23 protein-coding genes are annotated in these 23,292 nt (G+C 43.0%); 14 read left to right on the forward strand and 9 right to left on the reverse strand.

The genetic code is table 11. The features are described from left to right. Positions 1-153: 153 nt before the first annotated feature. Positions 154-1,137 carry an RNA polymerase sigma factor, RpoD/SigA family gene (locus HXY43_RS23770; protein WP_290888723.1) on the reverse strand — a complete coding sequence of 328 codons (984 nt, stop codon included), beginning with the start codon at positions 1,135-1,137 and terminating at the stop codon, positions 154-156. Between the two features lie 812 nt (positions 1,138-1,949). Beyond that, positions 1,950-2,426: a TspO/MBR family protein gene (locus HXY43_RS23775; RefSeq protein WP_290888727.1), complete on the reverse strand. Its 477-nt coding sequence runs from the start codon at positions 2,424-2,426 to the stop codon at positions 1,950-1,952. A 286-nt stretch (positions 2,427-2,712) separates the two neighbouring features. On the opposite strand from HXY43_RS23775, the gene HXY43_RS23780 reads away from it, so the two are divergent. Further along, a complete protein-coding gene (locus tag HXY43_RS23780; protein ID WP_290888731.1) occupies positions 2,713-2,889 on the forward strand; it encodes a hypothetical protein in 177 nt (58 codons plus the stop codon). Here HXY43_RS23780 and HXY43_RS23785 read toward each other — a convergent pair. The 4 genes from HXY43_RS23785 to HXY43_RS23800 all read right to left on the reverse strand — a co-directional run bounded on the left by HXY43_RS23785 (position 2,886) and on the right by HXY43_RS23800 (position 6,197). Further along, positions 2,886-3,557, reverse strand: coding sequence for a response regulator transcription factor (locus tag HXY43_RS23785; RefSeq protein WP_290888734.1), 672 nt, complete (start codon positions 3,555-3,557; stop codon positions 2,886-2,888). The two genes, HXY43_RS23780 and HXY43_RS23785, sit on opposite strands and share 4 nt — an antisense overlap. 84 nt (positions 3,558-3,641) lie before the next feature. Continuing rightward, a complete protein-coding gene (gene era / locus HXY43_RS23790) occupies positions 3,642-4,553 on the reverse strand; it encodes a GTPase Era (protein ID WP_026733023.1) in 912 nt (303 codons plus the stop codon). A 229-nt stretch (positions 4,554-4,782) separates the two neighbouring features. Beyond that, positions 4,783-4,932, reverse strand: coding sequence for a hypothetical protein (locus HXY43_RS23795; RefSeq protein ID WP_290888737.1), 150 nt, complete (start codon positions 4,930-4,932; stop codon positions 4,783-4,785). 137 nt (positions 4,933-5,069) lie between these two features. Then, entirely contained in the window at positions 5,070-6,197 is a 1,128-nt protein-coding gene (locus tag HXY43_RS23800; protein WP_290888740.1) for a succinylglutamate desuccinylase/aspartoacylase family protein, read from the reverse strand. Between the two features lie 174 nt (positions 6,198-6,371). On the opposite strand from HXY43_RS23800, the gene HXY43_RS23805 reads away from it, so the two are divergent. The 3 genes from HXY43_RS23805 to HXY43_RS23815 all read left to right on the forward strand — a co-directional run bounded on the left by HXY43_RS23805 (position 6,372) and on the right by HXY43_RS23815 (position 9,836). Further along, a complete protein-coding gene (locus HXY43_RS23805) occupies positions 6,372-7,448 on the forward strand; it encodes a glycosyltransferase family 4 protein (RefSeq protein WP_290888743.1) in 1,077 nt (358 codons plus the stop codon). 3 nt (positions 7,449-7,451) lie between these two features. Then, a complete protein-coding gene (locus tag HXY43_RS23810) occupies positions 7,452-8,432 on the forward strand; it encodes an LD-carboxypeptidase (RefSeq protein WP_290888746.1) in 981 nt (326 codons plus the stop codon). 87 nt (positions 8,433-8,519) lie between these two features. After that, positions 8,520-9,836: an ABC transporter substrate-binding protein gene (locus tag HXY43_RS23815; RefSeq protein WP_290888749.1), complete on the forward strand. Its 1,317-nt coding sequence runs from the start codon at positions 8,520-8,522 to the stop codon at positions 9,834-9,836. A 121-nt stretch (positions 9,837-9,957) separates the two neighbouring features. Here the strand turns inward: HXY43_RS23815 and HXY43_RS23820 are convergent, their stop codons facing one another. Both HXY43_RS23820 and HXY43_RS23825 read right to left on the reverse strand, forming a co-directional pair. Then, the gene (locus tag HXY43_RS23820; RefSeq protein ID WP_290888752.1) at positions 9,958-11,145 is read right to left on the reverse strand and encodes a TRC40/GET3/ArsA family transport-energizing ATPase; all 1,188 of its coding nucleotides are present in this window, start codon (positions 11,143-11,145) and stop codon (positions 9,958-9,960) included. Positions 11,146-11,183: 38 nt separating this feature from the next. Next, a complete protein-coding gene (locus HXY43_RS23825) occupies positions 11,184-11,576 on the reverse strand; it encodes a DUF2358 domain-containing protein (protein ID WP_026733220.1) in 393 nt (130 codons plus the stop codon). A 332-nt stretch (positions 11,577-11,908) separates the two neighbouring features. Between HXY43_RS23825 and HXY43_RS23830 the strand changes: the two genes are divergently transcribed. The 9 genes from HXY43_RS23830 to HXY43_RS23870 all read left to right on the forward strand — a co-directional run bounded on the left by HXY43_RS23830 (position 11,909) and on the right by HXY43_RS23870 (position 20,713). Continuing rightward, positions 11,909-12,454: an RDD family protein gene (locus HXY43_RS23830; protein ID WP_290888755.1), complete on the forward strand. Its 546-nt coding sequence runs from the start codon at positions 11,909-11,911 to the stop codon at positions 12,452-12,454. Positions 12,455-12,497: 43 nt separating this feature from the next. After that, positions 12,498-12,692: a 50S ribosomal protein L33 gene (gene rpmG, locus HXY43_RS23835; protein WP_071589147.1), complete on the forward strand. Its 195-nt coding sequence runs from the start codon at positions 12,498-12,500 to the stop codon at positions 12,690-12,692. A 10-nt stretch (positions 12,693-12,702) separates the two neighbouring features. Next, complete coding sequence (gene rpsR / locus HXY43_RS23840) at positions 12,703-12,918, forward strand: 30S ribosomal protein S18 (RefSeq protein WP_026733218.1); 216 nt, start codon at positions 12,703-12,705, stop codon at positions 12,916-12,918. Positions 12,919-13,186: 268 nt separating this feature from the next. Next, the gene (locus HXY43_RS23845) at positions 13,187-15,247 is read left to right on the forward strand and encodes a ribonuclease catalytic domain-containing protein (RefSeq protein ID WP_290888762.1); all 2,061 of its coding nucleotides are present in this window, start codon (positions 13,187-13,189) and stop codon (positions 15,245-15,247) included. A gap of 56 nt (positions 15,248-15,303) precedes the next feature. Continuing rightward, the gene (locus HXY43_RS23850; RefSeq protein ID WP_290888765.1) at positions 15,304-15,657 is read left to right on the forward strand and encodes a DUF433 domain-containing protein; all 354 of its coding nucleotides are present in this window, start codon (positions 15,304-15,306) and stop codon (positions 15,655-15,657) included. Beyond that, positions 15,632-15,994: a DUF5615 family PIN-like protein gene (locus tag HXY43_RS23855; protein WP_290888768.1), complete on the forward strand. Its 363-nt coding sequence runs from the start codon at positions 15,632-15,634 to the stop codon at positions 15,992-15,994. Before HXY43_RS23850 ends, HXY43_RS23855 begins: the two co-directional genes overlap by 26 nt. A gap of 89 nt (positions 15,995-16,083) precedes the next feature. Then, positions 16,084-19,839 (forward strand): magnesium chelatase subunit H, encoded by a 3,756-nt coding sequence (gene bchH, locus HXY43_RS23860; protein ID WP_290888773.1) that lies wholly within the window; start codon positions 16,084-16,086, stop codon positions 19,837-19,839. Positions 19,840-20,020: 181 nt separating this feature from the next. After that, a complete protein-coding gene (locus HXY43_RS23865; RefSeq protein ID WP_026733215.1) occupies positions 20,021-20,353 on the forward strand; it encodes a DUF433 domain-containing protein in 333 nt (110 codons plus the stop codon). A gap of 6 nt (positions 20,354-20,359) precedes the next feature. Next, on the forward strand, positions 20,360-20,713 hold the full coding sequence (locus HXY43_RS23870; protein ID WP_290888777.1) for a DUF5615 family PIN-like protein: 354 nt from the start codon (positions 20,360-20,362) through the stop codon (positions 20,711-20,713). A 55-nt stretch (positions 20,714-20,768) separates the two neighbouring features. On the opposite strand, the gene crtH is transcribed toward HXY43_RS23870, so the two are convergent. Continuing rightward, positions 20,769-22,286 carry a carotenoid isomerase gene (crtH, locus tag HXY43_RS23875; protein ID WP_290888780.1) on the reverse strand — a complete coding sequence of 506 codons (1,518 nt, stop codon included), beginning with the start codon at positions 22,284-22,286 and terminating at the stop codon, positions 20,769-20,771. A 318-nt stretch (positions 22,287-22,604) separates the two neighbouring features. Here crtH and upp point away from each other — a divergent pair, with 318 nt between their 5' ends. Next, positions 22,605-23,255, forward strand: coding sequence for a uracil phosphoribosyltransferase (gene upp / locus HXY43_RS23880; protein ID WP_026733212.1), 651 nt, complete (start codon positions 22,605-22,607; stop codon positions 23,253-23,255). Positions 23,256-23,292 lie beyond the last annotated feature (37 nt).

Raw genomic sequence — 23,292 nt, forward strand, 5'->3', positions numbered from 1 at the left:
GACAAGACTATCAAAGTAAAGGGCAGGGGGAGAGGGGGAGAGTGGGAGAAATAACTATTGACTAATGACCAATGACTAATGACTAATGACTAATGACTAAAAAAATCGCCCCCTGAATTCAGGAGGCGCGTCGCCAAGAGCGATAAGTAAGCATTAGCTAGCTATATACTCTTTGACGTTGGCGCGGCGGCGACGCAGGTGCGCCAGGGCTTGATGCTCCAACTGGCGGACGCGCTCACGACTGAGGTTCAAGCGTTCACCTACTTTAGCCAAAGACATTTCGTTTCCATCTTCTAGGCCAAAGCGTAGGGCTAACACTTCTCGCTGTTGAGGGGTAAGTTCTGCAAGCAGGTTATTCAAGTCTTGGCGCAAGAATTCCTGAGTCATGTAAGATTCTGGCGAAGGGCCTTCATCTTCTAGCATTTCTTGCAGTTCGGTATCTTGGTTGTCACCAACTTTCACATCCAAAGAAACTGGCTGACGTGCCATGTTTAGATATTCGCGAATCTGGGCGGGTTCTAATTCCAGTTCTTTGCCAATTTCCGCTGGAGATGGCGATCGCCCTAATTGTTGAGCCAGTTCTCGCTGCACTTTTTTGATTTTGTTCAGCTTTTCGGTGATGTGAATAGGTAAGCGAATCGTACGGCCTTGTTGGGCGATCGCGCGAGTAATTGCTTGGCGAATCCACCAGTAAGCGTATGTCGAGAATTTATAACCCCGTGTCGGGTCGAATTTCTCTACACCCCGCTCTAATCCAAGTGTTCCTTCTTGGATCAGATCCAGAAACTCCATGTTCCGCTTCTGGTACTTTTTAGCAATAGCAACAACTAAGCGCAAGTTCGCTTCAATCATCTTTTGCTTTGCCCGCTTCCCTTGCTGGACAGTCTGCTTCACGTCAGACTCCGATTTTTTCACGTGAGCAGCCCATTCTTGCATGCTCGGTTCGCGGCGCAGTTTCTTTGCCAAAGCCTCTTTGGCATCCAGCAGCGTCATCATTTGCTGTACCTGCTTCCCATAGACAATCTCTTGTTCGCGGGTTAGCAAGGGTACACGACCAATCTCGCGCAGATAGGTTCGCACCATATCAGCCGTGAATTTGGCGTTAGTATTTTCAAGTTCGGTGTTAACAGTGGGCATTGGTGCGTTTTCCTCTACTCCAATCACAAAAGAATACTTAATAGTTATGGCGGATTAGGAAAGGTGGTGCATATATCACTAGACATTAGGGAACTACCACAAAAGAACGAGTTTTCAGTTTTTTTAGAACCTGTCAAGACGGTTAGTTCCTCAGATAGGTTCCCCTACCTTCCCTAGATTTTGAAACCTCTACAAGCACACACTCTTTGTCTTCAAGAATTCTTCTCTTTCTTAAGTCGCTGACGGCGACAGTTTTAATATGAAGTCAGTATGAGTTCTACTTAATTCAATATTACGATAAATTTATTCAAGAGTAAAGTGGTTCGGACAAATCTTTCTATTATAGTCTAAGATGCACTGTTTGCCAAAAAAAATAGCAAAAATTCTTTTACACCCCAGTCACTACATATATAGTGACGTTAAAAAGCCCCAATCAGGTTGCCAAAAGTAGCGAGATAACCGAACTAATCGGATGTATTCATGGACGGATGTCACGAAGTGTAAAATTTTGGCTAGTACCGCTGCCGAGTAAGTCAACAGTCCAAAGTCAAGAGTCAAAAAGCTTGTATTTCGAGCTTTTGAACTATTTTTTATTTACGCCGCGCTGTGCTGGTGACTAAAGCGTGTTTTCAAACTACAACCGTGTTGTGGTCATCCCAAAAGCTTAAGAGTTCGCGTTTTTAAGGATATAACGAGTTTGAAAATCCGCCTTAGCGCTCGTTTGGGTTCAATTAGTAACCGTAGCTCTATAAGGAATGCGGTGAGAACATTGAGCATGGCATCTTCTCTAATTTTACCCCAACTAACAACCTCTAAGCATCTTGAGGATTGAGGCGTTCCATTACTTTAGTAGTATAAGTACCGATTGGGCTCCACAATAAATAAGGTACAAGTAACAGTGTTGCCCAACCAGAAATTGGTAAAACTGCGATCGCCAATATCACCGCTATGACAAAACCCGTCCCACCAAGAATTGTACCTACCCTCAATCTGCGAGTCCTGAACATCACAGGAGTATAGGCAACAGTAACAATTTCTAAAAGTAGATATAATCCCATTAATAACCAGGTTGTTGTACTTCCTGGGTTATTTTCCCAAACAATATAAGCTGACCAAGCACCGCAAATAAATACTGTAGTCCAAATAATCGGAATTGCAGCCTCAAACGTGAGCCACCTGGGTCTTTGTAAGCGGTTAAACCATTTGCGATCGCCAGGAGTGATGAAGTTAGCGCCTAAGGCAACTAATAAAGTTACGCCTCCAATCACCATCCAAGATTTAATCTGCATTTCCTCACCCTTTACGATCTAGTCAGATTTTGTCAGTTTACGGTCTGATTGCTCATCGGTCATTGGTTTGAACAGTTCAAAAATCCGATCTAGCGGCAGATATAAGACTTTAGTGGGTAGTAGTTAGTGGTTAGTGGTTAGTAGTTAGTGGTAAACGACTAACTACTATCTACTAACTACTAACAATTGTGTCTTTTCACCCAATCAGGTGATATCAGCCAGGTGAGGTGCGATCGCTGCTGCCAGTTCTACATTAGAGATTCTGCGGAATTTAGGGCAAACTAGCATGTTCTTGTTAATTTTCAACACTGGCAGCAAAGACTGGATTCCACGAAATTCTCATCCGGAATCAGAATCTCATCTCAACACTATTACAAAACGTCGCCGCACTGCTTGCCAAATAGCAGAAGATTTGCGGCGCATTCGAGACAACTACTACTTGGAACGGCGCAATATCTTCTAAACTAATCCAGAACGTAAGGCAGTAACTGCTGCTTGTACGCGATCGTCAACAGATAATTTATTCATAATTCCTCGGACGTGAGTTTTCACTGTGTTGGGGCTGAGATAAAGTTTTTCAGCAATTTGTGGATTGCTATAGCCTTCTACCATCAGTTTCAACACTTCTAACTCGCGTTCGGAGAGATTAGCAACATTTGCTTTGGGGGAAGGTGGCTTGAGATTTTCAATTACTCGTCTAGCAATTTGGGGATCTAGATAGGTTGCACCTTCAACAGCAGCAGCGATCGCACTCAAAAGTCGGTCTACATTCGCTCCTTTAATACAGTATGCATCTGCACCACTAGATAGGGCAGCAATAATTTCTGTCTCTGTTTTGTGGGATGTCAGCATCACCACATGAGTTTCTGGCAATGCTGCTTTTATTTGCTGTGTCGCTGCAATACCGTCCAGTCGCGGTAAGCCGATATCCATGACTACTACATCTGGTTTTAATTGCAGTGCTGCTTGTACACCCAAATAGCCATCTTCAGCTTGTCCGACAATTTCTAATTGAGGGTGTGCCATCAGTGACTGTTCTAAACCCAGCTGCATCATAGGGTCATCTTCAATAATTAGCACCCGCAACGGTAGAGCATCTGGAGGCAGATTTATGGAAGTATTGAGAGACATTTTTTCTCAGTTCTTGGCTGTGAGTTCAAAATTATGAATGATGAACGACAAGTAATTGTATAATTCATAATTCATAATTCTTTTCTATTCTTCCACGTGATAACCAAACTCTGCTAAACGGACGCGAGACTGACGCCATTTTGGTTGCACTTTCACAAACAATTCTAGATAGACTTTGCCTGCTATTAACTTTTGAATTTGTTCACGAGCTGCACTACCAATGGCTTTGAGCATCGATCCGCCTTTGCCAATGAGAATTCCTTTTTGAGAATCACGTTCGACGTGGATCGTAGCCAATACGCGAGTAACGGTTGGTGTTTCTTCTACTTGATCGATAGATATTGCTACAGAATGGGGGATTTCTTCACGTGTCAACAGTAAAATCTGTTCTCGAATCAATTCGCCCATAATAAAGCGTTCTGGCTGATCTGTTACCAAGTCGGGAGGATAGTAGTATGGCCCCGGTTCTAAATGTTGAATCAATACTTGTTGCAGTTCAGATAATCCCGCACCGGTTTTGGCAGAAAATTTCACTGTTTGCCATTGATGCGGCTGTGCTAACTGGGCGTAACTTTCATCTATTTCCTGAGAATCTAGGGGCTGTTGGTCGATTTTGTTCAAACCCAAGATTACTGGCGTGCTACTGCGATTCAGCAATTCGGCAATATAGCGATCGCCTGCACCACAAAAGGTCGTCGCATCCACCACAAAAAGCACTACATCTACCGACTCAATTGCGATTTTGGCATTTTGCACCAGCACTTCCCCTAATTGATGATGGGGTTTATGAATTCCTGGGGTGTCTACAAAAATTAGTTGTGCTGCTTTTGTAGTTAAAATGCCCCGCAAGCGATTGCGTGTAGTTTGTGCTACTGGTGAGGTTATGGCAATTTTTTGTCCTACTAATTGATTCATTAACGTAGATTTACCGACATTAGGGCGACCGATAATGCCAATAAAACCTGACTTAAACTCAGGAGGAGCCTGGGGAATCATCACTTCTCCTGATACAGAGAAGATGTCGTTATTAATACTACTCACCTATGACTCCATTTACTCTACGTTTGCGATTAGTAATTTGATTTGTAGAGACAAAAGCAACATAGAATCACCCTGGAATTTTTAACAATTGTCTTTGTTTTAGTTTAATCTACTACTAAATATCTTTAATTACTTAATAGTTAAATATATTTCACATAACCTGTCAAAAAATCTATACGCCCATTTACTTACATTGTATTGTTTGATTTGAGATAGCTGGATAACTTTCAACAGCGATCGGCATAATGTTACAAATTACTAACAACAGCGATCGCTTTTGCTTGGTAATGGTAGATGGTGGGTAAAAGGAACTGGTGACTAGGGCATGGGGCATCGCGCATAAAAATTATGAATTATGAATTATGAATTATGAATTATGAAATTTTCAGCCCAATCGCATTCACCATTCATAGTTCTCACCGATTCCCAATGCCCAATGCCCAATCCCCAATTCCCAATCCCCAATCCCCCTTAAATTACGCCTAGTACAAACTCCCCCTCATTCACGGCTTGATTGGTTGAAACATCGTAAACTAATCCATCCTGTTCAGCAAAAACATCAATCACCTTTGGTAACTTACCTTCTTTATTAAAATTTAGAATTTGATAAAGTCTTTTTCCAGCTTTAACTTCTCTACCCAATTCGACTCTTAATTGAATCATCCCGCCTACAGGAGCGTAATATTTCTTAACTTTACTCCTTGCACTAAAAGTCATTTCATGCTTATCGCTATTTCCCAAAGGGAAATTAGCAATTTGCAAAACTCCTTTGTGGGCTAAATAATTTTTCATCCCTAGGAGACCTTTAGCAATAGAATCAGGATTCATCTGCATACCCGTACCTAATTCTAGTGTCCAAGCTTCTACATCAAATTTTATTTCTCTGCCTAAATTTTTAAAACATTCTTCCAGTGCTAACCAAGGTTTGATAAACGCTTCATCAAAAGCATCACCATCATATTCATCCAACACAATTCCTAAATTGAGTAAAAAATATTTGGCACTTTCTTCTCGATTTCGGAAGTAATAAAGGTAATTTAAACCCTGATTAGTGGAACTATGTAAGTCAATCAAGTAGTCAGCATCTAAACTCAGAGATTGTAGCTTGTAGCGAAACCGTTCAGTGTAGGGTACACCACTGGGAGAATTAATTTTTTCTAAAAGTTGGGTAAATTTTTGCTGAATTGAGGCATGATAATTTTGTTTGACGGCCTCCAAATCAAGATGAAGTTGAGATTTAGCAAAGGCTGCTAAATCTTCAGCTTCTTTTTCATAATCCCAAAAGATACGGTTCCAGTCTTTGGCTTCGTAAATACAGTATCTGCCAGGGGAAAAATTTTGGGCGCGTGCATTAGTCCCAATTGGATTACAAACAGGAACTAACCAAATTTCTCCAGTTAAATCGGTATCATTGACTGTCAGTAAGAACTCGATAAATTGGTGAATAACTGCATTACCAGCTATTTCTGCACCATGCAGATTAGATTGAATGTAAACCTTTTTTCCTGGATAAGCGCCGATAAATTTATATACTTGCAGTGATAAAACATCACCGGAAGCCATCTGGCGAAGGGGAATAGTAGAAATAGTGGGAAGCATTTTAATTAAGAGGTAATCGGGAGTGGAGAGGAAAGGGAAGGGAAAGAGGACAAGGCAGAAAACAAACCACTAACAACTAACAACAAACAACTAACAACCTTTCATCACCTGATATTTTCTTTGTGATAACTTTGTGCTTTATTGTGTTTGTGGTTTTTTATCTCCTCACAGTTGATGACTGCTTCTCCCAAATCATTAAAATTACTTTTTGTCTCCACTTCCGTTGGGCCTCTCGGCACTGGACTGGGTGGTGGTGTGGAGTTAACCTTGTACAATGTCGCTCAACAAATGATACAGCGGGGTCATCAACTGCAAATAGTCGCCCCAGCAGCTTCCACATGGGATTTTTTTCCTTTGGTACAAATTCCTGGCAATTTACAAATCATAGCCCAAAGCCTAGAACGTACAGCCCCGATTACCATGCCAGAGAATTCTGTATTGGCAAATATGTGGGACTATGCGCGTCAAGTTCAGGCTGACTACGACTTAATTGTAAATTTTGCTTACGATTGGTTGCCTTTCTACTTGACACCTTTTTTCAGGTGTCCCATTGCTCATTTGGTGAGTATGGGTTCTTTGAATAATGCTCAAGACCAAATTATTACTCAAGTAGCAAAGCAGTTTCGTGGTACCCTTGGCTTTCATAGTCTTACACAAGCAGCTACTTTCCCTGAACTAACACCACCAATTGTTTGTTTAAGCAATGGTATTGATTTATCACTCTATCAGTTTTGTAGTGAACCAAAGCAACAATTAGCTTGGATAGGTCGCATTTCCCCAGAAAAAGGCTTGGAAGATGCGGTAGCTGTAGCAGAAATTACTAATATTCCCTTAAAGATTATGGGTAAAATCCAAGATGAATCATATTGGCAGCAGATTTGCCAGGATTTTCCCAATGCACCTTTTGAATATCTGGGATTTTTATCAACTACAGAATTGCAGCAGGTAGTCCGTGAGTGTCAAGCGTTATTAATGACACAGCGTTGGGTAGAAGCATTTGGAAATGTGGCAATAGAAGCACTTGCCTGTGGAGTACCCGTGATTTCCTATCGTCGCGGCGGGCCAGCAGAAATTGTTCAACATGGTAAAACAGGATTTTTGGTAGAACCTGATAGTGTTGATGGGTTGGTAGATGCAACGCAGCGTATAAATGAAATCAACCGTCACTCCTGTCGCCAACAAGCCGAAGCAGAATTTTCTCTGGAAGCGTTAGGCGATCGCTTTGAAAAATGGTTTAAGGAGATTATTTGATTGATGCAATCCAAAATCATTATCCCGCCACCGCTGAAACCAGGAGACTTACTGAGAGTCATTGCCCCTAGCGGTGCTTTGCGAGAATTTGGGGCTTTTGAGCGTGGAGTAGAAATTTGGCGATCGCGTGGCTATCGAGTAGAAATCATTCCAGAGATAGATGACCAATGGGGATATTTAGCTGGTAAAGACGAATACCGCCGCCACAGCCTGGCAGCAGCATGGCAAGATCCAGAATGTCGTGGCATTCTCTGTGCCAGAGGCGGTTTCGGCAGCACCCGCATTTTGGAGAATTGGGATTGGGAAGAGATAGGAGAGGGAGAGAGGGACAGAGATGTAGAGACGCGCCATGGCGCGTCTGGGAGAGGGGAGAAAATTCCCATTCCCCATTCCCCATTCCCAAAGTGGCTAATTGGCTTTTCTGATATCACCGCCTTATTGTGGAGTCTTTACCAAGCAGGGATTTCTGGCGTTCACGCGCCCGTACTGACGACTATAGCCGATGAACCAGATTGGGCAATTCAACGCTTATTCGATTGGGTGGAAGGCCGTACCCTTGCTCCCTTAAAAGGTTGCGGTTGGGGAGGTGGTGTAGTTACTGGTATCCTGCTACCAGCTAATCTCACCGTAGCTACCCATCTTCTTGGTACACCCATCCAGCCAAATATGGATGGTGTAATACTTGCTTTTGAAGATGTGACAGAAGCTCCCTACCGCATCGACAGAATGCTAACACAGTGGCGGATGAGCGGTCTTGTCTCTAAAGTTCGTGGTATTGCCTTGGGCAGTTTTAGTAAGTGTGAAGCACCACCAAATGTTCCTAGCTTTAACGTTGAGGAAGTTTTGCGCGATCGCTTAGGCGATTTGGGTATTCCTGTTGTCTCTGGTTTACCCTTTGGTCACGAAGCACCTAATGCAGCGTTACCAGTAGGTGTAAAAGTAACTTTAGACGGAGAACAGGGAATATTAGACGTTACGGAATGAGGTGCAACGGATTGATGTTTTTCTGATGCTTGACATATCGTTGTCATTAAGCTTAGTGACACTTCTTGTTGATCTGGTTCAAAGCCAATGAAGCTAAAATTTGGTAAGTTTAATAATTTTTTCTACCCGTTTATCACTTCTAGATGGCAGATTTCACTTCTGGGAATTTTTCTAAGTATTTGTTTACTCTTATCTAGTTGTCAGAGTACAACCAATAAAGACAACGGAGTTATTCATCTAACACTTTGGCAGGGAATTAATCCCCCTGTAAATCGAGATGTATTTCAAAAATTGGTAGATAAATTTAATCAAACTCATCCTAACATTCAAGTAGAATCTATCTACGCAGGTCAACTTGACCAACAATTGCCCAAAATTCTAACAGCATTTGTGGGTAATGTACCTCCAGATATCCTGGCATTTTACCCTCAAGTTACAGGTCAGTTCGTCGAACTAGGGGCAGTTAAACCATTAGAAGACTGGCTGGAAAAATTGCCAATTAAGTCAGAAATCATCCCTAACCTATTTGATGAATTAAAGTTAGACGGTCACATTTGGTCAGTCCCATTTTACACTGGAAATCTTGGTATTTTTTACAGGCCAAAACTTTTCCAAGCAGCGGGCATTACACAAACGCCCAAGACTTGGGAAGAATTGCGGCAAGCTGCCAAAAAACTAACTATAGACCGCAATGGCGATCATCGCCCCGAACAATATGGTATGTTACTGCCTTTGGGTAAGGGAGAATGGACTGTTTTTTGTTGGTTCCCTTTTTTATTTAGTGCTGGGGGAGAGGTCATAACAAATAACCAACCGAATTTGGTGGATAAAGGGGCGCTCGCTGCTTTGCAATTTTGGCAAGACCTTTTAAAAGATGGTTCAGCCAAGCTTTCTGCTCCAGAACGGGGCTATGAGGAGGATGATTTTGTTAAGGGTCGAGTTGCCATGCAGATTACCGGGCCCTGGACTTATATCATGAAATCTGACGTTGATTTTGATGTATTCCCCATACCTGCGGATATTGAGCAAGCTACGGTGACAGGCGGTGGAAATATGTATGTGATGAAGACTACCCCAGAAAGAGAACTAGCTGCACTCAAGTTTTTAGAGTATATGTTGAGTGCAGAATTTCAAACAGAGTGGAGTGTCGGGACTGGTTTTTTGCCAGTAAACATCAAAGCCGCCCAAAGTGATGCTTTTGGGGAATTTATCAACCAAAAACCAGTGTTAAAAGTGTTTTTGGAGCAAATGTCTCATGCACGCGCTAGACCAGTTATTGCTGGATATAGCCGTTTGTCTGACAGTCTTGGTCGAGCGATCGAGGCAACATTATTGGGAGAATCTGCTGAAAAAGCTCTCAAAAAAGCTCAAGAGCGTGTAGATCTAATTTGGGACAGTAAATGAATCCTAAATTTTGCTGATTTAGTGTAACGATAAATTTAAACATTTGGGATGCTCCCTTGCTTGCTACTTGCTTGCTACTTTAGATATTTATTGATGAGGTGGGCAATACCCACCCATTAAATTAAGTATTTACAACCTCAGCAAAGCGAATCTTCAGATAGTCTTCATCCATCTTGGCTCCTACTGGTTGCAGTGCTGCCAATGCTTGTGGCAAAACTAAGTTGCGGCGATGATTACCAATAGTAATGTTTAATTCATCGCCTGATTTACTCAGTTGAATTTGGTTTTTCGGAATGCCAGGTAAGTACAATTCCAAGCTGTATTGATTTTTATCTTGCACAACTCTGATTGTGGTTTCTTTATAATAAACCTGAGTCGGATCTTCATCTTTGTAGAGCGTTTCTTTAAGGTGTTCTAAGGCTGTTAAACCGCACATTTCTTCAGAAAAAAGAGGTACTTCCTTCACAGGTAAAGGGTGAAAGTTCTCATGAATTTCCTGACGATATTGCTGCTGGTTATCTTTCCAGCGCTGAAAGAAAGGGTCTTGAACTTCCTCAGGAATGATGCGATTTGCTACAACTAAATCTGTCGCAACATTATACAAACTCAGATAAGCATGGGCACGCAAAGATTCTTTAATGACCATCTTTTCTGGATTAGTAATGAGACGCACTGAAGTTTGACTGTTGTCAGTCAATACTTTTTCTAGTGCTTCAATTTGTTGATAAAACTCGTAAGGCGCATCCATCACTTCTTTATCTGGCAAAGAAAAACCAGCGATGGGTTTAAAAAGAGGCTCAACCAGGGGTCTAAGGGCAACTGAAATATTTTGAAACGGTTTGTAAAAACGCCGCATATACCAACCGCTGACTTCTGGTAAACTCAATAGTCGCAATGCTGTACCAGTAGGAGCAGAATCAATGATCAAAACATCAAAATCGCCTTCATCGTAGTGGCGTTTCATCCTTACCAAGCCAAAAATCTCATCCATGCCCGGTAATATTGCCAATTCTTCCGCTTGTACTCCGTCCAAACCCCGTGCCTGCAAAACTTGGGTAATGTAGCGTTTGACAGCACCCCAGTTTCCCTCTAATTCTTGCAGCGCATCTAATTCTGCACCCCACAAATTTGAGCGAATTTTTCGGGGTGTGTGTTCCAATTCTAGGTCGAAACTGTCTGCCAAAGAGTGAGCAGGATCTGTACTCAACACTAATGTCCGATAGCCAAGTTCCGCACAACGAAGTCCCGTGGCGGCTGCTACGGAAGTTTTACCTACACCGCCTTTCCCTGTCGTCAAAATTACGCGCATGTATGATTCTGTTTTGTCTGAGAAGAATTTACATTTATTTACATTATCGATTGTTTAGTCAGAAAATGCTGCTTTAACACGTCGAGGCGGGAACAGTTCCAGTAATCGATGTGAGATACAATCAAGCCATCGGAGTTCAGGCGTAATTCACTCCAGCCAGGGATAGAGATGCGCGGTTTCCAGGGAAGAGGGGTATTCCAGCTAAGTGTCCACTGAGTTTTAATGGTATCTCCCTCTTTTTGGATGTCGTGCAAGTTCATCTTGGGGTTTAAAAAGAAAGTCTCGATGAATTTAATCATTTGCTTGTATCGCCGAATACCCCAAAATTTGTTCAGCGGATCTTGAAAATAAACGTCTTTAGCGTAGATGCTGTAAGTTTGATTGACTGGAAATCTTTGATAATCTTCTTTGAGGATTTGAATAATATCCATAGTTAGTATGGAACTGTATTTTATTATCTCTTTATTTTGAGATTATCGCAAAATATACAGTTTGGGGTTTTGATTTTTGGTTGCAATTTAAATTAGCCTATTTACATTTTGCACTATATATTTTGTTTTTACTAGTTAACGTTAACTTTTATCCTTTTTGATAGCATCTTTGATTTTACGCTTTTGCTAGAAACTAGACATGAACGGACGTTCAAAGACTAAGTAGAATAGATAGGCGACTAGCAAGGACAGTGGCATTGGTTAACCCTTTAATATTGAAGTAGATAAAAAACAACACATACCTTGAATCTTTATACAAACATCTATTTTCTATGACTATTGAACGATTACCCCCACCACAATATCCTAGAGTTGAATTTGTGCGACGAGGTTTGGCATTTGGAATTGATTTCTTGATTGTCTGGTTGCTGAGTTCTCTATTAGGAACCAGTGCGCTTGGTATCCAAATTCTCCAGATCCTAGTTTTTGCGATCGCTTGGCTAGTGTTGCGAGTAGTGGTTGTATATAATAATCAAGGACAGAGTTTAGGGCGTTATGCTCTAGACATGAGAGTGCTGGAAGTCGAACGGGGCAGAGTTCCAGATTTGCAGAGTTTATTGAAGCGAGAGGCAATAGTTGGTGTCGGTGCGCTTTTACTTTCTATTGCCTTGAACAACATCATCCGCAATCCCACTGCTATACTGCTAATACTTCCCCTAGCAATTGACTGTGGTGCTGCCGTATCTGATACTCAGCTACGGCAAACTTGGCATGACCGTTATGCTAGGACTATGATCGTTTCGTCGCGTCGAGGTTATTCGCTAGATATAAAAGTCAAGCGAATGCTTGAAAGTGTGCGGCGAAATGTGAGAAAATAGAAATTTGTGTTAATTATTTTCAGGCTCAACTGTTTGTAAGATTATGGCTAAGGCTAAAGGTGTCCGGATAATAGTGACACTGGAATGTACAGAGTGTCGTACAAATCCAGACAAGCGTTCTCCAGGTGTTTCGCGTTATACCTCGACTAAGAATCGTCGCAACACCACCAATCGCTTAGAACTGAAAAAGTTCTGCACCCACTGCAACAAGCATACTGTTCACAAGGAAATAAAGTAAGTCAACAACCATGAGTTATTACCGTCGCCGCCTGTCTCCAATTAAACCAGGAGAACCAATCGATTACAAAGACGTAGATTTGTTGCGTAAGTTTGTCACCGAACGCGGTAAGATATTGCCGCGTCGGATTACTGGACTTACGTCTCAGCAACAACGGGCATTAACATTAGCGATTAAACGTGCTCGAATTTTGGCTTTGTTGCCGTTTATCAACGCAGAAGGTTAAATTGATTTTGGATTTTGCGAAAAGTTTGAGCGGAGGTTTCCTCCGATCAAAGCTTTTCAAGACGGATTTTTTGGATTTAAGACAATCCAAAAACGCATCAGGTAGATAGTGACTTGGTGTTTGTGAGTCCAAAATCTAAAATCTTTAAAATAAGGGAGTGTAAAATAGACTCCTAAATTCAAAAACTTTAGATTTCGGATTAAATACCAGTTATTTAAATCTAAAATCTAAAATCTAAAACCTAAAATTTGAATTAATTGCGAGGCTTGTGGAGAAGGGGACGCTAGTTGAATTTAGACTTCAAGGCGATCGCCGTCTGGGTGTAGTAGATAAACCAGACGGCAAAACCCGTTGGTTCGTGATCGATGAACGGGGTCAATCTCATAGTCTCGCGCCTCGACAAATTACTTATACAGTCAACGGGCAGACCTACAAGCCTTCCCAAGTTTCCAATTTTCTGGAACAAATCAAGTCCTACCTAGATCCATCGAGTTTAGAAGTTGCTTGGGAATTACTGGTAGAGGGCGGGGAAACAGTGACGCCAGCAGAAATGGCGACTTTGTTATTTTCCGAATCAGAACCACCTCAATGCTATGCAGCCCATTGCTTGTTGTCAGAAGACAAAATCTATTTCAAGCAAAAGGGAGACTCTTACGAACCGCGAACGGCAGCTCAAGTAGCGGAACGCAAACACCAACTAGAAGTAGAAGCGCTCAAAGCGAAAGGACAGCAGGAATTTTTGGCTCGTGTAGAACAAGCACTCAAGGGTGAAGCGGTTGAGTGGCAAAGACATGATCGCCACCGTTTGGAAGCCCTGGAAAAATATGCAGCGCTGCTTGCTGACACTGTGCGTGTGGGGCTAAATTATGACTCTCTAGCTCGCGCTTACCCACCGCCAGCACCAGTCCAAGAAACGATGAGCATGCTGGGACGTTCTGCTACTCCCCAAGGGGCCTTTCAACTATTAGTGGATTTGGGCTGGTGGAGTCCTCATGAAAACTTATTTTTGCGTCGTTCGTCAATTCCAGTTCAATTCCCAACAAAGGTATTAGAAGTGGCCCAACAGCGATTGGAATCACCACCCACTGACCCAGATACAAACCGCCTGGATCTCACCCATCTCAAGGTTTACACAATTGATGATGAAAGTACCACCGAAATAGACGATGGTTTGAGTTGGGAGTTGCTTGGTGATGGGCGAGAAAGGCTATGGGTACATATCGCTGACCCCACACGTTTTCTCATGCCTGAAGATGAGTTAGACTTAGAAGCCAGAAAGCGGGGTAGTACAGTTTATTTACCCACGGGAATGGTTCCCATGTTCCCGGAATTGTTGGCTACTGGGCCAATGAGTTTGGTACAGGGGAAAGTTTGTTGTGCCCTCAGCTTTGGGATAATTTTAGATGCATCCGGGGCAGTAGAAGATTACAGTATTTATGCCAGTTTCATAAAACCCACTTATCGCCTCACCTATGAAGATGTAGACGAAATGCTGGATTTAGGCGTGGAGGCAGAACCAGAAATTGCTGCGATCGCCAAATGGGCAACTAAGCGTAAAACTTGGCGATATGCCCAAGGAGCCATTAGTATTAACATGCCAGAGGCGATGATTAAAGTCAAAAATGACGATATCAGCATTAATGTTTTAGATGACTCCACCTCCAGGCAACTAGTAGCCGAGATGATGATCTTAGCCGGTGAAGTTGCTGCCCGTTACGGTCAAATTCATAACATTCCCCTACCCTTTCGCGGTCAGCCACAACCTGAGTTACCCCCTGAACAGGAGTTAATTCAGCTACCAGCAGGCTTTGTGCGTGCTTGTGCGATGCGCCGTTGTATGCCTAAAAGCGAAATGAGCATTACACCTGTGCGTCATGCTGGTTTGGGTTTGGATACCTACACTCAAGCCACTTCTCCCATTCGCCGCTACAGTGACTTGCTAACTCACTTTCAACTGAAAGCGCACTTACGGGGCGATGTTTTACCGTTCTCAGCCGAACAACTCAAAGAAGTGATGATGAGTGTCAGCACCGTTACCCAAGAAGTGACAATGGTAGAACGGCAAACTAATAGATATTGGGCGTTAGAATATCTGCGCCGCAGCCCAGAGAAAATTTGGCATGCAACAGTCCTGATGTGGTTGAGAGAAGATAGCGGCTTAGCACTAATTCTTTTAGAAGATTTGGGCTTGCAGTTACCGATGTCTTTCCGGCGTTCCGTGAATCTAGGGGAACAGGTTTTGGTGAAAGTTTCCCACGCCGATCCGCAAAAGGATGTGATTCAGTTTCAGGAAGTAATTTATCAAGAAGCGCAGGCAGCAGCGAATTAAAATAGAATCAAGAGTCCAGGGTCAATAGTCAAGAGTAATTAAAAAGAGGACTCACCATGCAACTAGAAGATTACTTCAATTTTCTTGCACCTGATGATATTCGCCTAAAAGGTTCGAGGATCGGTATAGAGACTATCCTTTACGAATACATTTATCGTGCTCGTACTCCAGAAGAAATCGCGCAAATTTATACATCTCTGACTTTAGAGCAAGTTTACGCAACGATTTTGTATTATCTACACAACAAAGAAGTCGTAAGTAAGTATATTGCTGATTGGTTAGAGTGGGGACACCAACAACGTAAAGCCCAAGCGTTGAACCCTCCCCCAAATGTAGCCCGCTTACGGAAAATCAAACAAGAACGAGAAGCTATAAAACAAGCGAATGACGCTCAAATATCTCATGGATGAAAACATCGATCCGGTGTATATTAATCAACTACGGCGACGTAAACCAGATTTAGTTATTTGGGCAGTAGGAGAACCTGATACTCCAATCAAAGGTACTTTAGATCCAGAGATTCTTTGTTGGTGTGAAGAATATGACTTTGTACTTGTGACAAATAATCGTAAATCAATGCCTGTACACTTAGCTGACCACATCGCTGAAGGTCGCCATATGCCAGGTATTTTTATTCTTAATCCCAATTTAAGCATAGGTCAGAACATACAGGAATTGATTCTGCTGGCTGAATATTCTTTTGAGAACGAACATCAAGACCAGATTGTTCATTTACCCATCAGCTAATCTAGATATTAAAATCACAACCTTAAAAAGACATCTTCACCCTGAGAGCGAATTTAGAATAAATAAGAAAGTTAAATTCACTCAAGGACATGAAACGCATCGTCTTGATTGCAGGGTTTGAATCTTTCAACGCTGACTTGTACCGAAAAGCGGCTGATTTGGCGATCGCAAATTGTCCGGAGTTGGATATTCGGGTATTTAGCGATCGCGACATTACCAGCAAGCGTGCGGAGGTAGAAGCAGCACTTGCTGGCGCTGACGTGTTTTTTGGCAGTTTGATATTTGATTATGACCAAGTTTTGTGGTTGCGCGATCGCATCGGCCAAATCCCTATCCGCCTGATCTTTGAGTCCGCCTTAGAATTGTTGAGTCTTACCAAGCTGGGTGCTTTTGCCATAGGCGACAAACCCAAAGGTATGCCCAAACCAGTCAAATTCATTCTCGATAAATTTAGCCAAGGACGAGAAGAAGATAGATTAGCAGGTTATATTAGCTTTTTAAAAATAGGGCCAAAACTATTGAAGTTTGTGCCAGTGCAAAAAGTCCAAGACTTACGCAACTGGTTAATTATCTATGGTTACTGGAACGCTGGCGGGCCAGAAAACGTTGCAGCCTTATTTTGGACACTGGCAGAAAAATACTTCGGGTTAAAAGTCGGTGATATTCCCCCACCCGTGGAAACCCCCAATATGGGGTTACTCCATCCCGATTATCAAGGGTTTTTTGAATCTCCCAAAGCATATCTGGAGTGGTATCAAAAATCTTGTAGAGACGCGCCATGGCGCGTCTCTACAAACCCAGTTGTGGGAATTCTCCTCTACCGCAAGCATGTCATCACCAAACAACCTTACATTAATCAACTAATTCGTCGTTTTGATGAAGCTGGTTTAATCCCCCTACCCATTTTTATCAACGGTGTGGAGGGACACGTGGCTGTCCGTGACTGGATGACAAGCGACTACGAAACCCAGCAACGCCAGCAGGGTAATGTTGAAATAACCTCCCTTTCCAGTGATGCAGTGAAAGTGGATGCGATTGTCTCAACTATTGGTTTCCCCTTGGTAGGTGGGCCTGCTGGTTCGATGGAAGCAGGGCGACAAGTGGAGGTAGCAAAACGTATTCTCACCGCTAAAAATGTTCCGTATATCGTTGCTGCACCTCTATTAATTCAAGATATTTACTCGTGGACGCGCCAAGGTATTGGTGGCTTGCAAAGTGTAGTTTTATACGCTCTACCAGAACTAGACGGGGCGATTGATGCCGTTCCCCTTGGTGGTTTGGTAGGAGAAAATATTTATCTGGTTCCCGAACGGGTACAACGTTTAATTGGCAGAGTGAAAAGCTGGGTTAATCTGCGGCAAAAACCTGTATCTGAAAGAAAAATCGCTATTATTCTCTATGGGTTTCCACCTGGTTACGGTGCAGTCGGAACAGCAGCATTGTTAAACGTACCGCGCAGTCTCCTGAAATTCCTCCAGGCACTTAAAGACCAAGGTTACAGTATTGGTGATTTACCCGAAGACGGGGAAGAGTTGATTCAGCAGGTGAAAGAAGCGGATGAAGCTAGTCCTCTTGTGGGGCAGGCGTCTCGCCTGCCATTGGAGGATGACGGGCAAGATGCCCGTCCTACAACTGTTAATGCTAAAACCCTAGAAAAATGGTTGGGATATCTCCGCACCTCCCGTATTGAAAAGCAATGGAAATCTCTCACGGGTACTGGCATTAAAACCTATGACGATGAATTCCATATTGGCGGCGTGCAGCTAGGGAATATCTGGATTGGCGTACAACCACCCTTGGGGATACAAGGCGATCCGATGCGGTTAATGTTTGAACGAGATTTAACGCCCCATCCCCAGTATGCTGCTTTCTACAAATGGTTGCAAAATGAGTTTCAAGCTGATGCTGTAGTTCACTTTGGCATGCATGGCACAGTGGAATGGCTACCTGGTTCGCCTTTGGGAAACACAGGTTATTCTTGGTCTGATATTTTATTAGGAGATTTGCCCAATCTATATATATATGCGGCGAATAATCCCTCCGAATCGATTTTGGCAAAACGTCGCGGTTACGGTGTGTTAATTTCCCACAATGTACCACCCTATGGTCGTGCAGGTTTGTATAAAGAATTGGTGGCGCTGCGGGATTTAATCTCGGAGTATCGCGAAGATCCAGAAAAAAATTATGCTCTCAAAGAAGCAATTTCTAAAAAGATTGTTGATACTGGTTTAGATGCGGATTGTCCCTTTGAGGATGCAAAACGTTTGGGGATTCCTTTTACTCCAGAAAATATCCGCATGTTTAGCGCTCATGCTTTTAATGATTATCTGGTGAAGTTGTACGAGTATTTGCAAGTTTTGGAGAATCGGTTGTTTTCTTCTGGGTTGCATACGTTGGGTGAAGCGCCAAATGAGGAGGAAATGGCGGCGTATTTGGAGGCTTATTTTGGGGAAGAAGGTGCAGGCAAGATACCTACCCCACAAGAGGAAAAATCAGATTTGTGGGACGGGCATCTTACCCGTCCAGAAGCGCAACAAATCCACGATTTACTTATGCAAACCACTGAAGAATTAACTAATTTGTTACGCGGTTTGAATGGAGAATATATTCCGCCTGCACCTGGTGGCGATTTATTACGAGATGGCCCTGGTGTGTTGCCTACAGGTAGGAATATTCATGCTTTAGATCCTTATAGAATGCCTTCGCCCGCAGCGTATGAACGAGGGAGGGAAATTGGTCAACAAATTATCGCCCAGCATCTACAAGAACATGGGAAATATCCAGAAACTGTGGCGGTGATGCTATGGGGTTTGGATGCGATTAAAACTAAGGGTGAATCTCTGGGTATTCTCTTGGAGTTGGTTGGGGCAGAACCTGTCAAAGAAGGTACGGGGCGAATTGTTCGTTATGAGTTAAAACCGTTGGCGGAGGTAGGACATCCTCGTATAGATGTGTTGGGAAATTTGTCTGGTATTTTCCGCGATAGTTTTGTCAATATCATCGAGTTGTTGGATGATTTGTTTTTACGGGCAGCTGAGGCGGATGAACCAGAAGACCAGAATTTTATTAGAAAACACGCTTTGGCGTTGAAGACGCAAGGGGTGGAGAATGCATCTGCAAGGTTGTTTTCTAACCCGGCAGGTGATTTTGGTTCGCTGGTAAATGATCGGGTGACTGATGGTAATTGGGAATCTGGCGATGAGTTGGGGAATACTTGGCAAAGTCGCAATGCCTTTAGTTATGGCAGGCAAGATAAAGGCCAAGCAAGACCAGAAGTGCTGAATCAGTTGTTAAAAACGAGCGATCGCATTGTTCAAGAAATCGATTCGGTAGAGTACGGTTTAACCGATATTCAAGAATATTACGCCAATACGGGCGGTTTGAAGAAAGCGGCAGAAAAAATCCGCGGTAAGAAAGTTACAGCTAGCTTTGTCGAAAGTTTCTCGAAAGATACCACACCACGCAAGCTAGATGATTTGCTGCGGATGGAATATCGCACCAAACTGCTGAATCCCAAATGGACAGAAGCAATGGCAACTCAAGGTTCTGGTGGTGCGTTTGAAATCTCGCAGCGTATGACAGCATTGATCGGTTGGGGCGGTACTGCGGATTTTACTGACAATTGGGTATACGACCAAGCAGCAGATACGTATGCTCTAGATCCTGAGATGGCAGAGAAATTGCGAAAAGCAAACCCGGAAGCTTTTCGGAATATAGTCGGGAGGATGTTAGAGGCGCATGGACGAGGCTTTTGGCAAGCCAGTGAGGAGAAGTTGCAAAAGCTACGCGATTTGTATGAGTTGACAGATGAGGAGTTAGAAGGTGTGACGGTAAGTACTAATTAGGAAGTAAAGCAAATTAACTATGTCATCTTCGTCATCTACCATATCATACCGTTAGGGGAAACTTTTCCCTAACGGTTCCAAATACCTCAAATCCTTATTCGGAATTGAAACCCGAAAAATGAAGACGGAAGGTAGGCTAAAAAGCAAAAATATTTGATTTTATTATTATCTTGTAAATGCTATGACCCTTACAATTACAACCGAACCCTTGCCCTTGCAACTAAATCCTGATGGTGTGGTGCGAGTGGGCGGAACGCGAGTCACGCTAGATACAGTTGTCGCTGCTTTCAATCAAGGAGCGACTGCCGAAGAAATCGTGTTTCAGTACCCATCTTTGCAGCTAGCAGATGTTTATGCTGTAATAGCCTACTATTTACGTCACCAACAGGAAGTTGAAGAATACTTGCAGCAACGGCAAAAACGCGCCAATGAAATCCGTAAAATAAATGAGGCTAGATGTGACCCACAAGGTTTACGCCAGCGTTTAATGGCACGCCGAACTCAATTTCAATAATAAATTATGCTGCGATTTGTTGCCGACGAAAATTTCAACAACAACATTGTGCGGGGAGTGTTGCGTCGGCAACCAAGATTAGATATTGTCCGAATTCAAGACATAGGACTATCTGGAGCAGACGATCCAACAGTGCTAGAATGGGCAGCCAAAGAAGGGCGAGTATTGCTCACCCACGATGTCGCGACGATTACACACTATGCTTATGAACGGGTGGAGGCAGGACTGTTTATGCCTGGAGTTTTTGAAGTTAGCTTTGACATTCCAATTGGTCGTGCTATTGAAGATATTTTATTGTTGGCAGAATGCAGCCTTGATAGTGAATGGGAAGGACAAATACATTACCTTCCACTCAGGTGATTTGCTATGAATGGAGTATCGTACCAGTGTCTCTCCACATTAGTAGCGAAGTCGGTCACAATCCCAAATCTACCGCGATGCGATGAGCACAGGCAAATCCAGAAAACGCTACCGCATTCAATCCCTGGCCGGGAAAGGTGCTATCCCCTACACAATAAAGTCTTGGAATTGCAGTTCTATTAAACGGCATTGCTAGCAAACCCCGCAACTTGCGTCGAGGAATGGGCCCGTAAGTGCCATCCTCCCGACCTAAAAAGCGGCGATGGGTGCGTGGCGTCCCTACTTCCAGATAATCTAACCCCGCGTCTAAACTCGGAAAAATTTTCTCCAGTCGGTTTATGATTCGCCCAGCTGCCTCTTCCTTCTTCGCTTCATAATCCTTTGCAGAAAGTCTCTGCCAATCATCTATCCAGTGCGGCGTGAATACATGCATGATATGATAACCAGCTGGTGCTAAATCTGGGTCGAGCAACGTGGGAATTGACACAAAAATCGTACCTTCCGGTGCTGCCATGTTTTCCCAGTCTTCTAACAAAATATGATGACATTCTGTCTTCGCTGGTAAAATTGACGCCTTCACACCCATATGCAAACTCAAAAAGCTGGGTGATTTCTGATAGTTTTGCTGCCACTTTTTCTCATTAGGTGGAATTTTATCTGGTAAAATTAATTTTGTGAAAGTATCCCAACGTGTAGCATTAGAAACAATGCGTTTGGCGCGATAAATTTGGCCGTCAGCTAACTTTATACCTACAGCTCGTCCTTTTTCTATGAGAATTTGCGTCACCTTAGCTTGGTATTTAATTTTACCTCCAGCCTGAATAAGACCCTCTACAAGCTTTTGGGGGATTTGTCCTACGCCGCCTTTGGGATAGTTAACCCCACCATAATGCCTGTCAGAAAACACCATGCCCGCGTTAATCATGGGTGTCATCTCTGCTGGTACTACCGACCAGCAATAACATTCCATATCAATAAATTTCAACAATAGGGGGTCTTTAATATAGCGTCGTGCCACATCTCCAGCATTTTGCGGTAAATACTTTAGCAACCTCAGACAAGCCAAAGGATGCTGAAAAAACATCCGCAGCAAATAGCGGGGTTCTTCCAGCGATAATAAGTCCATGCAATTTAAGCTGTTAAAGACTTGCCAACATTCATCATAAAAACGGCGAATTCCCTTGGCTTCGTCGGGAAAATACGTTATAAGGTTTTGCAAAAACTTTTCATAAGTTCGCTCTACCTTGAAGTCTATATTGTCGGGCAGGTGATAGTGAATCTGTACAAAATCGGGAATAACTTCTAAACTGACGTTAACGGCGTTTAAGGCACGGGTGAGTAAGTTAGTTGTACCGCGCTGTCCAAACCCGAAAATCATCGACGCACCAACATCGAAGCGATAGCCTTGTCGTTCAAAATAACCAGCACTGCCACCTGGAATGAGATAGCGTTCCAATACAAGTACTTTGGCACCTTTGGCTGCCAGTTGAGTTGCTGTCACCAAACCGCCAATTCCAGAGCCAATGACGATCGCATCATAATAGGGAGTGGGAAGAGGCATGGAGTCAGCCATTTCTAAAAAATTTAACTATTTTTTGTAACATATATAACAATCTATCTTACCAAAGAATACGCATCTTAACCTCTTCATCTCCCCTTCAAAAAAAGAGGGACGAGCCTGCAACCGCTGGCTAATCCCGTCTGCCGATCCTTAAAGAGAGGAGAACACTGATTATCAATATAACTTTGACTGAGAAATAATGTCAACTATTAATGCGAAAATTTTTCAATAATTTTTAGATCGGCATTTATTTTAGCTGATAGCCGGATATCAGAAAGAGTATTATGATGTTTCAGTTGTTATCCGATCGCAAAACGCCTTTTTTTGGCCATGACGCTACAATTGCGTGTTTATGTTCCACCCCACCCCCTAATCAAGCATTGGCTAGCAGTTGCCCGCGACGCTGCCACGCCTTCAGTATTATTTCGCACTGCCATGACTGAATTGGGACGTTGGCTTACTTATGAAGCAGCCCGAGAGTGGTTGCCGACTCAAGAGACAACGGTGCAGAGTCCTTTAAGTTCCTGTCCTGCAACTTTAATTGACCCGGAAGTACCGATGGCGGTTGTACCAATTCTGCGGGCAGGACTGGGATTGCTAGAAGGAGCACAAACATTGCTGCCTTTAGCATCGATTTATCATCTTGGCTTGGAGCGAAATGAAACAACGCTACAACCTTCTTGTTATTTAAATAAACTTCCAGAAAAATTTCATCCCCAGACGCGGGTACTGATTACCGATCCGATGCTAGCAACCGGGGGGTCAATCGTTAAAGCAATGGAAGAATTGACACAGCGGGGTGTTGACCCGTCCTTAACACGAATTGTATGTGTAGTAGCAGCTCCTCCAGCTTTACAAAAATTGGGAACAGCATATCCGGGTTTAATAATTTATACTGCCACTATAGATGAGGCAGTTAACAACCAAGGATTTATTGTACCGGGTTTGGGGGATGCAGGCGATCGCATCTTTGGGACTTAAGCTAGTATGCAGCTAGAACTAAGAAAGTAACCAAACA

Source organism: Fischerella sp. (assembly GCF_013388695.1).
Taxonomy (GTDB): Bacteria; Cyanobacteriota; Cyanobacteriia; order Cyanobacteriales; family Nostocaceae; genus PCC9605.